This is a genomic window from Paraburkholderia aspalathi, from assembly GCF_905220735.1.
GTDB classification, from domain to species: domain Bacteria; phylum Pseudomonadota; class Gammaproteobacteria; order Burkholderiales; family Burkholderiaceae; genus Paraburkholderia; species Paraburkholderia aspalathi.
In genome coordinates this window covers 1,060,640-1,073,729 of the sequence record NZ_CAJNBA010000001.1, presented here as the reverse complement: position 1 = coordinate 1,073,729, position 13,090 = coordinate 1,060,640, and the positions used below count along the sequence as shown (strand labels likewise).

The following is a 13,090-nucleotide window of genomic DNA, read 5'->3' as shown; positions in this document are numbered from 1 at the left end:
ATTCGATGACCTTACATTTCGAGCCCATCCTTCAGCAGTGGCCTTATCTGCTTGCCGGCGCATGGCTCAGCCTGCAGATCGCCGTGCTCGCGTTTGGGTTCGGCATGATCATCGGCCTCGTCTGTGCTTCGGTGTTGCGCTACGGGCCGGCGTTTCTGCGCAAGGTGGTGATGGCCTATGTCGCATTCGCGACCAATACGCCGCAACTCGTGCAGATCTTTTTCCTGTTCTTCGCACTGCCTGAGATCGGCGTGACCCTGTCGCCGTTTACAGCGGTGCTGATCGGGGCGACGTTCAATGCGGGCGCGTATCTGTGCGAGATCCAGCGCGCAGGGTTCAATTCGGTCCGGCTAATGGAAATCGAGGCCGCAGAAGTACTCGGCTTCTCCACGCCGCAGATCGTGTGGCATGTGATCTTTCCACACGTACTGAAGGTAATGTTCCCGCCGCTGTCGAACCAGTTCATCGTCATGACGCTCGGCACGTCGATGGCGTCGATCTTCGGCGTCGAGGAACTGACGGGGCGCACGTACAACCTCAGTTCACAAACCTACCTTTCGGTCGAAGCGTTCAGCGTGGCCGCCGTTCTGTATGTCGCCGTCACATTGATCGCGACGTTCGCGCTGGCGATGATCGGGCGTCATGTCTGCCGCGCCAAAATCAAGGTGTTCTGATGTTCGCTTCCTCACACGCCGAAATCGCGCAACTGTTTTCTTTCTACAACCTGCTGTTGCTAGTGGAAGGGTTCGCCGCAACCTTCGTGCTATCGGCTGCCGGCTGCTTTACGGGCTTTCTCGCGGGCTTTGTCATAGCGATTGTCCGCGTCACGCATTCCCGCACGATGGCGCCTTTGCGCGCCCTCGCCTTTGTCTATTGCTTCCTGTTTCGCCGCATCCCGTTTCTGGTCACGCTGATGCTCGTGTTCTTCGCGAGCCAAACGTCGAAAGCGAATCTCTCGACGTTCGCCGTCGCGTCGCTGAGCGTCTGCCTGATCGCGTCCGCGTACCTTGGCGAGATCATTCGAAGCGGACTCGAATCGGTCCATAAAAATCAGTGGGAAGCCGCGCAAACGCTGAATTTCTCGTACTTCGAATCGCTGCGCTTCGTCATCGTGCCGCAAGCGTGGCGCGTGATCGTGCCGCCCACGTTCGGGTTCTTCGTCATGTTCATCAAGGACACGGCGCTCGCCTCGCAGATCGGCGTGATGGAACTGACGTCCGCCGGCAAGGTGCTCACCAACAAGGGGTTTTCCTCGTGGCTCGTGTATGGAACGGTGTTGGTGCTTTATTTTGTGATGTCGTACCCGTTGTCGCGCTTGGGTAAGCGCCTGGAGAAGAAACTTGCCGCAACTCGAAATCGTTGATCTGAAGGCGTCGTATGGGCCGCACACGGTCCTTGAACGTATCAACCTGTCAGTCGAGAAAGGTGAAATCGTCAGCCTGATCGGGCCGTCCGGATCGGGCAAGAGCACGTTGCTGCGCGTTCTACTGGGGCTGTTGCCGCCGGAGCACGGCAGCGTACGGCTGAACGGTGATCTCGTGAACTACGGGGACAAGGCGGCCGTGCGGTCGTTGCGCTCGGAAATCGCGATTGTTTTCCAGCAATACAACCTGTTCCAGAACATGACTGTGCTGGACAACGTGATGATCACGCCTACCCGGATCAAGGGCTGGCCGCGCAAGCAGGTGGAAGACGATGCCATCCGGTTGCTCACGCGCGTGGGCCTGGAACACAGACTGAAAGCGTATCCGGACGAGTTGTCGGGCGGTCAGCAGCAACGTGTGGCGATCGCTCGCGCGCTGGCGTTGAAGCCAAACGTGCTCTTTCTTGATGAAGTCACCGCCGCGCTCGACCCCGAACTCGTCACCGAGGTGCTCGATACGATTCGCGCTCTGGCGCTGGAGGGCATCACCATGTTCATCGTGTCGCACGAGATGAGCTTCGTGCGCGAGGTGTCGTCGAAAGTCGTGTTCATGGCCGGTGGCCATGTGATCGAAACAGGCTCGCCGCAGCAGATTTTCGATGCCCCGCAGGAAGCGCGCACGCGTGAATTCGTCGGCAAGATCCTGCGTCACTGATGGAGTCGCTGGGGCCGCGAGCCACTAGCAGGTCAATCCGGCTCAGGGACCGCTGCCTCCACTCAGACGGTTAAGCACGAAACTGCGCAGATTCTGTAAGTGCGTGCGAACGGCAGCGCGTGCAGCTTCCGCGTCGTCGGCAGCATACGCTTCGAGGATCGCAAGGTGTTCGGCGCGATCCTCCTCGATTCGATTGAAAGGTGTCGTGAGTTCAAACAACCGGCTGTTCGTGCGCACCACTTCGATCGTCCGCGCGAGCACGTCGTTGCCGCTTGCATGCGCCATCATCGTGTGAACCTGGTCGTCGATCTGCCAGTGTTCCTGCTCCTGCTGCCCACTGCGCAGAGCCTTGATCTTCTTTATCAGTTGCTGGATCTGCTTCTTGTCGATCTTGCCGATGGCAAGGCCGACGGCCTCCGCTTCGAGCAGCTCGCGCACCTTCATCGCCTGCAAATATTCCTGCGCGCTGACAAAGCGCACCGAATAAGAACGGGCCCCGGCGCGCGTCAGCAGCCCCTCGCCCTCAAGCCGCAGCAACGCTTCGCGCATGGGCGTGCGGGAAATGTTGAGTTCCTCGGCCAGCCGCCCTTCAACGACAGCGCCGCCGCTGCGTAATGCCTTGTCGAGGATCATTCGCCGCAAAGTCTGATAGGCCAGTTCCCCGAGTTTTTCCGGGGTTGTCAGGGAAGATGCTGTCACGTCGTCTCACTCAATTCGGATGCACGGTATACGTATTGTATGCGATCGAATGTCCACATTGATACGCCGTCGAACGACTGAGACTGGCCGTCATACCACCCGCGATACTACAAATCGCGTCAGTAGCACTCAACGATCTTCCGAACCCCTGCGGGGGGAAATTCCAGCTGTTGCAGTCTCCACGTCGCCGCATCCACATCGCCCCGTTCAAGCAGCGTGGCGACCGACAGCAATTCGCCGAGTACGCCACCGCCGTTAAGGATCGCCAGCCGGATGGAATCGGAAACGGGTAGCTCGTCGACGAAGCTGCGCAGTTCCATGTGGTACGCGACATGCAGTAGCGACAGCATGCCCGTCAGATAGCCAGCAGACGCCAGCGAGCGCGAGCCGTCCGGCATCGCGTCGATCGCTTCTTCCATGAAATGTGCGCGTCGCTGCGCAAGCAGTACAAGCGGATCATCCTCGATGGGAAGTCCGTCCCGGCCAACGTAAAGCAGAAGTCCGCACCAATGCAAAAGTCTGCGGCTTCCGGCGATCGAGAGCGCCTGTTTGAGCGACGAAATGCGTTCCGTTTTGCCGTTAGGCTGCTCGCTGCTGTTGGCAAGCCGTAAGAGTTGGGCAACCAGCATTGGCGTTTCTTTTAGCGCTCGCGCAATACTGCCCAACGGCGCATCGCTTCCGACCAGGTCGAACACGTGAAGAATCGCCTTGACTGGCGGCATCGCGCGCTTGCCTGACAGAATTTGCGGTTTGGCGAAATAGTAGCCCTGCAGCAGATCGCAACCCAGTTGCCGGGCATGCTCCGCGTCCTCCGCAGTTTCGATTTTCTCGGCGAGCACGACCTTTCCGGCTCGTTTGAACTGACTGACCAGCTCCGGTAACTCCTCGCGTTCAACAAACGGCCAGTCGATCTTGACGATGTCGACGGAAGGAAGAAACCATCGGACCTCGTCAGTCATGCTCCTGACGTCGTCCAGTGCTATCTGGAAGCCCGCGCCTCGCAACTCGCTGCACCGTCGCGAGAGGTCCGCTGTCAGCTCGACAGACTCCAGAATTTCCAGAACGAAACGTGACGCCGGCAGCACATACGGGTAGTCCGAAAACAGAAAATCACGTGGGCAGTTCAGGAAGCACGCTTTGCTCCCCGCAAGCCGTTCGAGACCGATCGAGCCCACTGCGCGTTCAATCACCGCCGTGGTGCAACGCAGTTCGTCGCCGATCCGCGCTCCCCCGGTGGGACCGTCTCTGAAAAGAAGCTCGTATGCGACAACGCGACCAGCCCGATCCATGACTGGTTGACGTGCCACAAACACGTCCGCATCGCTCGGCGCGACGGCCTCAATTGAAACGCTGTTCACGACTACCCCTGGCTGAAAGGCTTAACAATATGCAAAATGGTTATGCATCGCCTTTCGTCACACGCCTTCGACGAGAACGGCGCGATAGCGCGCACCTTTGAACCGGTGCTGCGCGACCTCCTGATATGCCGGGCTGTCGTACCACGCGCGCGCGGCCGCCGTCGTCGGAAACTCCACGATCACGACGCCCTCTGGCGCGTCGCCCTCGAGGACCTGCTGAGGTCCGTAAGCAGCGAGAATTTTGACGGGATGACCTTTAAAGGTCGCGCCAACCGTGCTTTGGTAGATGTCGAGCTCCCCCTGATCCTGCGTGCTTTCCTTTGTGAAAACAATGTAAGTCGCCATGGTGTGCGTTCCCGCGGTGGTGTGAAGGTGCACACGATAATGCCATGAAACCGCGTTGGACCTCATCACCTGTACGGCGCCAGGACGCCTGACTCAAACCTCATACAGGCGGGCGGGGCTGCCTGCGCACGCCCCGCAGACTGATGCGATAAAAATTGTCAGCGCGTCTGCCCATCGATCTGCTGCCGTAGACGCTTTTCCTGCTCCTGAAGCTCAGGCGTAAAGGCCTCACCAAAATCCGCAGGCTCAAAGAAAGGCCGAATCTCGATCTCCGAATCACTCACCATCGGATTCGGGCAGCGCTTGACCCATTCAATCGCTTCGTCCATCGATTGAACTTGCCAGAGCCAGTATCCGGCGATCAATTCCTTGGTCTCTGCAAACGGGCCGTCAACGACGGTTCGATCCTTCCCTGAAAACCTCACACGTACGCCTGCCGAACTCGGCTTCAGCCCGTCGCCGCCTTGCATGATCCCAGCCTTCACCAGTTCCTCGTTATATTTGCCCATCGCCGCGATGAGCTCCATGCTTGGCATCTGCCCGGCTTCGGATTCGGGCGTTGCCTTAACCATGACCATTACACGCATTTGGGTTTCTCCTTTGAAGACGATAGTGTTCGGAGGCAAAAGCGCCTCCTGTGAATACGACGAATGATCGCGGGAGAAATCGACATGCGCAAGACACGACTTTGCGGTTTTTTCAGAGCGCGGCGGGGCGCTAATTGGACGCGACGAAAACGATTCGAGTCGCCGCGCTCGCATTGCGAAGTTCAACCGACCACGAGGGTCGATTTCAGAACGACAGCGTTCGCCAGATTGTAGACGTTGGGGGATGTGGCCATTACCGCATCATGGACTTCAGCAAATTGCTGGCTGGTCCCGCTGCCCTTGATACGAACGGTGTAACGCAGGCTCTCATAGCCGTTTGCCACTTTCGGGTCGATCCCAAGAAAACCCCTGAGGTCGATTTCACCCTCGGTCTCAATCTGCAGGGACTCGAGCGTAATCCCGCGGACGGCGCATTGCGCCACGTAACCCACCGCTATACAAGCATTTAGCGCGGCGATCAGATGCTCCTGAGGATTGGCAAACTGATTCGAGCCACCGAGTTCGCAGGGTTCATCGATATCGATCGTGAACCGGCGCGACACATTCTGGCCGCCGATCGAGAACCCCTCTACCTCGGCGCGAGTTCGAGTCTGGCCCTGCCAGCTCGTCGCTACGCGCCAGTTGGTGGTGGCTTTCGAAGCATCGCCCTTGACGCCCTCAATCAGGGCGAAAAGGTCGTCGACGTTAAGACCGTTAACAATGTTGGGTTCGTTGACCTGTGCGTTCGCATTCATGTTACATCTCCTTCAACATACGTGGATTGTCCAGCTTCGGTAAATCTCATTGCAGTGTGGCGAGCGCAGCATGGATGCGCTTGCGCTGGTCTTCGGAAATGAGGCTATAAAGCACCTCGCCGAAATGGGGATGACGTACACCCGAGTGGATGTATTGCCATCGGTAAGCCTCGAGGAAATTCGCTTCGATCGACTGGGCTTCCGTCTCGTCGACTGCGCGGCCGCAGTTCGCCTTGAAATAACGCGCGTCGGATGCTGCTTGTGCCTGCAGAATGCCGTCGATTGCGGCGACCAGTTCGATGAATTCGTCAACAGCCTTGTTGCGATCACTATCCGTCATGGTGGCGTCGTGACGGACCCATTCGAGCTCGTCCAGGATGGCGTGCTGGCTCTCCTCTTTCCAGTGGTAGAGAAACACGCTCTTGAATAGCTCCGATAGCTGATCGTCTGGCGCGATACTCTGGCGGTAGTGGAGTTGGCTGAACAGTTCGATATGCAGCGTCAGCGCCAATACGGCCCACGTGCTTTTCCCGAGAACTGCAGAGGCAACGACATTCGGGTCGACGTCGAAGCGATAGCCCGCGGGAAGGGTCTCACTGATCATCTCGTCGATGCGACGAAATAACGCCTGATGCTTGAGCTCTTCTTCGCTGAATCGGACCAGCGCCTCAAGCGCTATCTGGTCGCCGAGCCAATGATCACGGCTGACTTCCAGCACCTTGGCGTTGATGAAGCGCTCTACCACCCCGAACACGTTGGCATACGTGCGCCCTTGAATCTGGCTGACGAAACGCTTTTCGTGCTCGGAGAGCGTGAAGAAATTCGGAGCCAGTGAGAGCCCATCGGGAAGATATTTCTGCGCCGTGTCAAAGGTGCGGCCTCCAATCACGTCACGTTCGATATCCCAACTGACCATCTTTGAAGCGCGAATGCAACGGGCGTAACGATCGCGGTTGGAGAGTCGCGATACTGCGTTCATAGCATTTCTCCCAATATGAACCGACATGCGGTCGAGCTGTGAATGCTCATCTACCGGTCAGAACCAGATGGTTGATCTGGCATCCGGTACGCTCGAATGTACGATTGGGAGACGCGAGGTTCTATGGCCGGGCCACCGGGAGATATGGCCGAAACGCCGGGTCAGCTTTGACGCGTGCGAGTGAATGTTGCTTCGGGTATGGCAGTCGACGTCACTGATCTAGTGGTGGCGTGATGCCAGTGGCAGCGGGCGCGGCCTGCGCAGATTCGGCAGCGCCGTTCATCTTTCCTTTGCTCTTGCGCCAGCCTGCCGGCGGCATTCCAAATTCCCGCCTGAAGGCCCGACTGAATGCCGCCTCAGACTCATAACCAATCTGCTCCGCTACAGCGGCGAGGGACTTTCTGCCGACGAGAAGTTCCTGTGCCGCGATCTGCATCCGCCATCGCGCCAGGTACTGCATGGGCGGTTGTCCAAGGAGATCGGTGAAGCGTTGCGCCAACGCGGAGCGCGATAGCCCTACCTTGCGCGCAAGCTCGTCGACAGTCCAGGGGTGGACTGCTTGAGCGTGGAGCAACGAAAGCGCACGTCCCACGTAACGATCGCGCACGCCGGCCAGCCATCCGGTCTCATGGGCAGGAAGCGCTTCAATACAGCTACGCACCGCCTCGACAAACAGTAGTTCGGACAGTCTGGCGAGGACAATCGTACCGCCCGCCCGCGAACTCGCAGCTTCGCTGGCTGCAAACTTGAGAGAGGACTCAAGCCATGCTGCCCGCGGATCGTGACGCATATCAACCTTGAAGAGTCGCGGCAACGATGACAGCAGTGGGTTACTCAGCGTATCGTCGCAGGCCAGAAAACCGCAGACGATGCGAGTCGTAGGTCCTCCGCCTCCGTAAGACACCGTCATCACCTCACCTGGTTCTACCGCCATCTGGCCGGCCAATAGCACCTCGGTTGGCGTGGGCGCAAGATCCACAGCACTACCTATCAAATGCGTTTCGCCTTGCGGCACCACCAGCAGTTCGCCGGCATTGAGATGAATAGCGGAAGCGGGGTCGTCTGCCAGTTGAGCCCAGCAGCCACCTTCTATGATCAGATGATATGAGACGACACGCTCGGATTGCGGCAGATAGGCCGCGCAGAGCGCAGCATCCGTGCGGCCTATCACGCACCACGGTGCCGTGAAGGTCCCAGTCAGATACACCGCGCCGCTTAGGCGCACAGCGCGCAGGACGTCAGAAACTGCATCCATGAAGAGCTCGCGTGATATGCGATTTCCCGGGTAAAAAACCGGGGAGGCCGGTCATTCTTCAAATTGACCGAGGGGTCCATGTTATACCCACCGCCACGGAAGATGACAAATGGCTTACCGATTTTCGGTGCGCTCGATGCATCGCTGCGTAACTTAAACGCGTGCAACAAACTCGCCTTTTCGCAGGAGGCACGGACAATCCATCTGGACGTTCTGCAATGGTCAGGAGAACCATCGGCAAGACTTGGACGATAGAGCAAAAAACATCGACGCACGGGCAGGACGGCAACAGGTTGCGAGCGGCAAAGTTGATCGCAGGACGGGACGGGACAGATCAGTGTCATCCGTACTTCGCAGCCAAACCTTCCATGGATTCCGGAAGCCTGGCACACCACGAAACTTGCGCAGATCGGTTCACGCACAGTGACTTACCGGTTCGGGCAAACGAAACCGCGTGAGACGCCGATGAAACGCCTGATAAACCGTGCGATGTACCACCCGCTCATCGCGTTAGCCATGTTCTATCTGATCGACCTGATGTTCAACGTCGACTACAGCGTCTCCGGCGCGCTGCTCGTTCTGGCAGCGAAATCTATGTCTCGTGTTGTGAGTCTGTTCAATAAGGGGTAGTGGTGTAGGTTGGTGGGTGGGTCGGCGATCGCTATTCAACGTGCACCCTGCTCCAACAACTGCCCCCAAAGACGCTGCGCAACGGGACCGTGCGCGGCATCGCGAAGCCGCGCCGCGTAGTGTTTGAGCGTCGCGCCTTGCAAGTGCCGCCCCTCCAGTGACACGAGCCGCTTTTTCTCAAGGTCGCTCGCAACCAAGTGATAAGGCATGTGCCCCCACGCAAGCCCCTGCACAATCAACTCGCGCTTCATCAACTGGTCGGGCACGGTGCAGGTTGGCGCACCGTCGATCAGATAGTAGTTGGCGTCCGACGACTGCTTGCTCGTATCGCGGATGATGCACTGAACATAGGGCCTCAAATCGGTTGGCGTGAGCGATTCGACGGACAGTGGCTTGATATACCCAGGGGCCGCGACCGGAACCAGCTTGACCTCGAACAACTCAACCGATTCGATCGCTGGCGACGGCTTGTCGAGGTGATGAAATATCAGATCACACTCGCCGCTCCGCAGCCGTTCCCAAGGGCCGCTAATCGCCTCGAACAGAAGCGTAAGCCGCGTGCCGTTACTCGTCTCGAAGAACCGTTTGAGCGTGCGGAGGGTTTCGGGCAATGGACACAGGTCGCCCACTACGACGCGCAACTCTGCCTCTTGGCCAGCAGCAAGCTGAGCCGCTTCGCGCTGCAAATTTTCATATTGACGAAGAAACAGCATCACGCGCTCGTGATACGCCGTGCCTTCTGCAGTCAGCGTGACACGGTATCCGCCCCGGTCCAGCAGAACCATTCCCACTTGAGCTTCAAGCGCCCTCACCGCTGCATGGACCGTTGGATGCGTTCGGTTTAACCGTGCAGCGGCCGCGGCAAAGCTACCTTCGGCAACCAGTGCTTCAAAGCACTGCAACTGTAAAAGTGTGGGCTCGTTCATTGTAGAGATGGCCTTCAGTCTTTGTCGAAAGAGAGTAATTTCTCTCGACGAAGATCGATCCTACCATTCAGTCTCCCAATGAGGAGATCGACATGAAAGCAATCGTGAGAAACAGGTTTGGTGGTCCTGATGTGCTTCAAATCGTTGAGAGGCCACGTCCCGTCCTCAAACCCGGCTGTGTCCTGATTCGCGTTCGGGCGTTTGGTCTGAACCGCGCCGAACTCTATATGCGGCGAGGATTATGGGGAGAGGCGGCGGAAGTAAGCGGCATCGAATGTGTTGGGTCTGTGGTATCGGATGCAGCCGGGATACTGCATGAGGGCCAGACGGTCGTTGCGCTGATGGGCGGAATGGGGCGAACGATCGACGGCAGCTATGCAGAATACGTCGTTGTACCCGCCACCAATGTTGTGGCCGTTGAAACGACCCTCGACTGGGCAGAACTCGCCACGCTGCCGGAAGCTTACGCAGTCGCCTGGACGTGTCTTCACAGAAACCTCGAAGTAAAGTCCGGGCAGCGACTCGTCGTGCGAGGGGGGACGTCGAGCCTTGGGCTGGCTGCGATCGATATCGGCGTCCAACTCGGTGCGGAGGTGATTGCGACCACACGTCGGCCGGATTGCGAAGTCATGTTGCGCGCGCGGGGAGCCGCACATGTGGTGACGAGCGCTGGTGAGTTATGTGCAGCGCCGGGATGGCCGGGCGGTAAGGCCGACGTGGTGCTTGATCTGATCGGAAACAGCACCGTCCTCGATTCGCTGCGCGCGGCACGTCGTGGCGGCCGTGTGTGCCTGGCCGGATTTCTGGGTGGGCTCACGCCGCTCGCCGAGTTCGATCCGCTCGGCCAGATGGCAAGCGGTGTTCATCTGAGTTTCTTCGGGAGTTTCGTGTTTGGGACTCCGGATTTCCTGCTGTCAGATGTGCCAATGCAGAAAATTGTAGAGCTGGCCGCAGGCGGTTTTTATCAATGTCGACCCGCGCGCATCTTTGGCCTGTCCGAAGTACCGGTTGCTCATGAATTGATGGAGCGTAATGAGGCCGTGGGGAAGTTTGTCGTCGTAGTTTAGGTCGACAGTACGAAACGGCTAATGTCGCTGACGGGCACTATTCGACTGATCCCGCCGCAACACGACGTCATGCGCTCTGCTGAACCCATTGACTCCGCCAACCCGGTGCCTCAAAGGGTTCCGAAAAATACTGGGTCTCGTGAACAACCTTGCCGCTGCGGAACTCCATAATGCTTACCGTGTAAGCCGCTCGCCCCTGATAGTTGATGGAGTATTCCGTAACCCAGAGATTACCTTCTCCTTGAATTCGCCTGACCTCGAAGCCTGTTGGTTTGCCTGGATGATGCCCTCGCAGCGCCTGCAAATTAGCTCGCCCGAGGATTCGTTCACCTGACTGGGGATACTCACAGATGGCGTCGTCATCGTAAATATCGTGTTCTGCGTTGAGATCGCCGGCGGCCGACGCGCGCCAGTGGGCATTCAGTGCGTCACGTAACTGTTCTTCATGCATGGCTTGCCTCCGGATACCGTTCACGTCGATCTATTGGCCGCCTCCATGATTGAGCACCAACTTTTTGCTCCGGAAATCGGAAGACTCAATCACAGCGACACCTCCGCGCTATTTCATGCCCTACGACGACGGGTCGGCGCTCAGGCTTGCAATTGTGGTGCCAGGTGTATGAACAGAAAATGTCAACGCACTCGAGTCGCTACTCGGCAGCCGCCATCAGGGGCAAACCGAGCACCAATCAGGTTTGCTCCTTGATCGAGTGTAGCAAGTAAATTACTGGGCGGCGGCGGAGGGTTTCTGAAAGGTTCAACTTGGCGCGGGGTTAATCTCTTTGCGCGTGTGGCCCGCGACTCGTCGAAGTCGGAGATCCAGAGAGAAGTTTTTTGCCTCGGTACAATCACGCGCAATATTGCATACCAAGGGCGACAGACTAATGGCAAACGCGGCCAATCATCCAGACGAAGGACTAACCACCGAACGCGTGATACTGCGAGCCGTCAGCGAGAACGACGCAAGCGCGCTGCAGGCGTACTACGCAGCCAATCGAATGCATCTTCAGCCTTGGGAACCTGCGCGACAGGAAAGTTTCTTTAACCTGGATGCCATCGCTGAAAGGCTACGCGCAATGGCTCATCAAACCGCTACAGGAAACGCTCTTCATCTCGTGCTGTTCGAACGCGAAGGCGGTCAGTTGATCGGAGAGTGCAACTTCACCAATATCGTTAGGGGATCGTTCCAAGCATGTCACCTTGGATTCTCTCTTGCGAAAGTGGTCGAAGGGAAAGGCCTGATGCGAGAGAGTCTAACGGTGGCTATCCAGCATGTGTTCAGAGATATCGGCTTGCATCGCATCATGGCCAACTATCGCCCGGAGAACACCCGCAGCGCTCACCTACTGGCTAGCCTTGGTTTCGAGAAGGAAGGCCTGGCTCGGTCGTACTTGAAGATCAACGGTTCCTGGGCCGATCACGTACTTACATCGTTGGTCAATCCAGACGATCTTGCCGATCCCGCATCCAACTCACGTAACCTGTGAATCGAACAACAATGCGGTCTTCATTCAGAATGCGCGGTCAGAAATCAACGCGAGCAACGCCCTTAACCTGCTCCACTGACAGGCTTTGGAAACTGTTGCGTAGATTCGCGGCCCCAATCTGCGCCTTCGCCTGCGCAGTTCTAACCGCAATCCCAGCGTACTCCGGCGAGCTGCTGCAAGTCCCTGTGCGAGGACAACAAACCCAGGCCATCTTCATCGAACAGCCAGCCAGCGCGCCGCCATGGGTCATCGTATTGTTTGCCGGAGATGACGGTGCAATCGCCCTCGGCGAAACTGGCCCAACGACAATGAGGGCAAATTTCCTCCTCCGGACCGCAGGCTACTGGACTTCTGCGGGCGATGCGATCGCTATCGTCGACGCGCCATCGGATCAATCATCCGGCATGAATGACGCATTCCGTTTGAGCGAAACTCACGCTCAAGACTTGCACGTCATCGTCGCGGCGCTGAGGCAACGCTTTCCAGCCGCAAAAATCGCCCTCGTGGGTACCAGCCGGGGCACGATTTCGGTTGGCAATGTGCTCCAACGGGAACCACGGCTGGCCGACGCGTATGTACTGACTTCGCCCGTCACGATCGGTATGCGTGGCGAGGCCGGGCTTTCGGGCATGCACTGGGACGTCAGCACGACTCCAGTGCTGGTAGTGTCGAACGAAAATGACGGATGTCGAGTTTCACCGTTTAGCGCGGCCCACACGCTCGCGAAGGACAACCGGTTCCAGTTCCTGGCGGTGTCAAGCAGCGAGCGCGGCGGGAACGGCGCGAGTGAATGCGGGGCGAAATCGCCACATGGCTTTCTTGGCATCGAGACACAGGTGCTGTCGGCAGTCTCACGATGGCTGGAAGAACCGGGAACCGTGCCGCGCTAGCAGCTTGTCTCGATGCGGCTGCACGCGGCAGGCA

At 58.1% G+C, this 13,090-nt stretch carries 16 protein-coding genes; 7 read left to right on the top strand and 9 right to left on the bottom strand.

The window, feature by feature from the left end; all coding sequences use genetic code 11:
- The first annotated feature begins 5 nt into the window (after positions 1-5).
- From KHO30_RS04765 to KHO30_RS04755, 3 genes are read left to right on the top strand one after another with little or no spacing between them, the layout of a single operon-like run.
- Positions 6-674, top strand: a complete 669-nt coding sequence (locus KHO30_RS04765; protein ID WP_211700189.1) for an amino acid ABC transporter permease — start codon at positions 6-8, stop codon at positions 672-674.
- On the top strand, positions 674-1,363 hold the full coding sequence (locus KHO30_RS04760; protein ID WP_054033465.1) for an amino acid ABC transporter permease: 690 nt from the start codon (positions 674-676) through the stop codon (positions 1,361-1,363). Before KHO30_RS04765 ends, KHO30_RS04760 begins: the two co-directional genes overlap by 1 nt.
- On the top strand, positions 1,341-2,078 hold the full coding sequence (locus KHO30_RS04755) for an amino acid ABC transporter ATP-binding protein (RefSeq protein ID WP_054033467.1): 738 nt from the start codon (positions 1,341-1,343) through the stop codon (positions 2,076-2,078). Before KHO30_RS04760 ends, KHO30_RS04755 begins: the two co-directional genes overlap by 23 nt.
- A gap of 42 nt (positions 2,079-2,120) precedes the next feature.
- Here the strand turns inward: KHO30_RS04755 and KHO30_RS04750 are convergent, their stop codons facing one another.
- From KHO30_RS04750 to KHO30_RS04720, 7 genes are all read right to left on the bottom strand, one after another.
- Positions 2,121-2,777 carry a GntR family transcriptional regulator gene (locus KHO30_RS04750; RefSeq protein WP_054033469.1) on the bottom strand — a complete coding sequence of 219 codons (657 nt, stop codon included), beginning with the start codon at positions 2,775-2,777 and terminating at the stop codon, positions 2,121-2,123.
- 119 nt (positions 2,778-2,896) lie between these two features.
- Entirely contained in the window at positions 2,897-4,135 is a 1,239-nt protein-coding gene (locus tag KHO30_RS04745) for an EAL and HDOD domain-containing protein (protein ID WP_211700188.1), read from the bottom strand.
- Between the two features lie 57 nt (positions 4,136-4,192).
- On the bottom strand, positions 4,193-4,480 hold the full coding sequence (locus KHO30_RS04740; protein ID WP_093641713.1) for a DUF1330 domain-containing protein: 288 nt from the start codon (positions 4,478-4,480) through the stop codon (positions 4,193-4,195).
- Between the two features lie 158 nt (positions 4,481-4,638).
- Positions 4,639-5,067: a YciI family protein gene (locus KHO30_RS04735; RefSeq protein ID WP_093641710.1), complete on the bottom strand. Its 429-nt coding sequence runs from the start codon at positions 5,065-5,067 to the stop codon at positions 4,639-4,641.
- Between the two features lie 182 nt (positions 5,068-5,249).
- Complete coding sequence (locus KHO30_RS04730; protein WP_211700187.1) at positions 5,250-5,822, bottom strand: OsmC family protein; 573 nt, start codon at positions 5,820-5,822, stop codon at positions 5,250-5,252.
- Positions 5,823-5,868: 46 nt separating this feature from the next.
- The gene (locus tag KHO30_RS04725) at positions 5,869-6,801 is read right to left on the bottom strand and encodes a hypothetical protein (RefSeq protein WP_211700978.1); all 933 of its coding nucleotides are present in this window, start codon (positions 6,799-6,801) and stop codon (positions 5,869-5,871) included.
- Positions 6,802-7,012: 211 nt separating this feature from the next.
- Positions 7,013-8,056 carry an AraC family transcriptional regulator gene (locus KHO30_RS04720; protein WP_211700186.1) on the bottom strand — a complete coding sequence of 348 codons (1,044 nt, stop codon included), beginning with the start codon at positions 8,054-8,056 and terminating at the stop codon, positions 7,013-7,015.
- A gap of 465 nt (positions 8,057-8,521) precedes the next feature.
- Between KHO30_RS04720 and KHO30_RS04715 the strand changes: the two genes are divergently transcribed.
- Positions 8,522-8,686 (top strand): hypothetical protein, encoded by a 165-nt coding sequence (locus tag KHO30_RS04715; RefSeq protein WP_200619709.1) that lies wholly within the window; start codon positions 8,522-8,524, stop codon positions 8,684-8,686.
- A gap of 35 nt (positions 8,687-8,721) precedes the next feature.
- Here the strand turns inward: KHO30_RS04715 and KHO30_RS04710 are convergent, their stop codons facing one another.
- The gene (locus KHO30_RS04710; protein WP_211700185.1) at positions 8,722-9,612 is read right to left on the bottom strand and encodes a LysR family transcriptional regulator; all 891 of its coding nucleotides are present in this window, start codon (positions 9,610-9,612) and stop codon (positions 8,722-8,724) included.
- A 92-nt stretch (positions 9,613-9,704) separates the two neighbouring features.
- On the opposite strand from KHO30_RS04710, the gene KHO30_RS04705 reads away from it, so the two are divergent.
- Complete coding sequence (locus tag KHO30_RS04705) at positions 9,705-10,679, top strand: zinc-binding dehydrogenase (RefSeq protein WP_211700184.1); 975 nt, start codon at positions 9,705-9,707, stop codon at positions 10,677-10,679.
- Positions 10,680-10,746: 67 nt separating this feature from the next.
- Here KHO30_RS04705 and KHO30_RS04700 read toward each other — a convergent pair whose 3' ends face one another.
- Positions 10,747-11,130, bottom strand: coding sequence for a nuclear transport factor 2 family protein (locus tag KHO30_RS04700; protein ID WP_211700183.1), 384 nt, complete (start codon positions 11,128-11,130; stop codon positions 10,747-10,749).
- A gap of 433 nt (positions 11,131-11,563) precedes the next feature.
- Between KHO30_RS04700 and rimJ the strand changes: the two genes are divergently transcribed.
- Positions 11,564-12,166, top strand: coding sequence for a ribosomal protein S5-alanine N-acetyltransferase (gene rimJ, locus KHO30_RS04695; RefSeq protein ID WP_211700182.1), 603 nt, complete (start codon positions 11,564-11,566; stop codon positions 12,164-12,166).
- A gap of 185 nt (positions 12,167-12,351) precedes the next feature.
- The gene (locus tag KHO30_RS04690; protein WP_211700181.1) at positions 12,352-13,056 is read left to right on the top strand and encodes an alpha/beta hydrolase family protein; all 705 of its coding nucleotides are present in this window, start codon (positions 12,352-12,354) and stop codon (positions 13,054-13,056) included.
- The last annotated feature ends 34 nt before the right edge of the window (positions 13,057-13,090 follow it).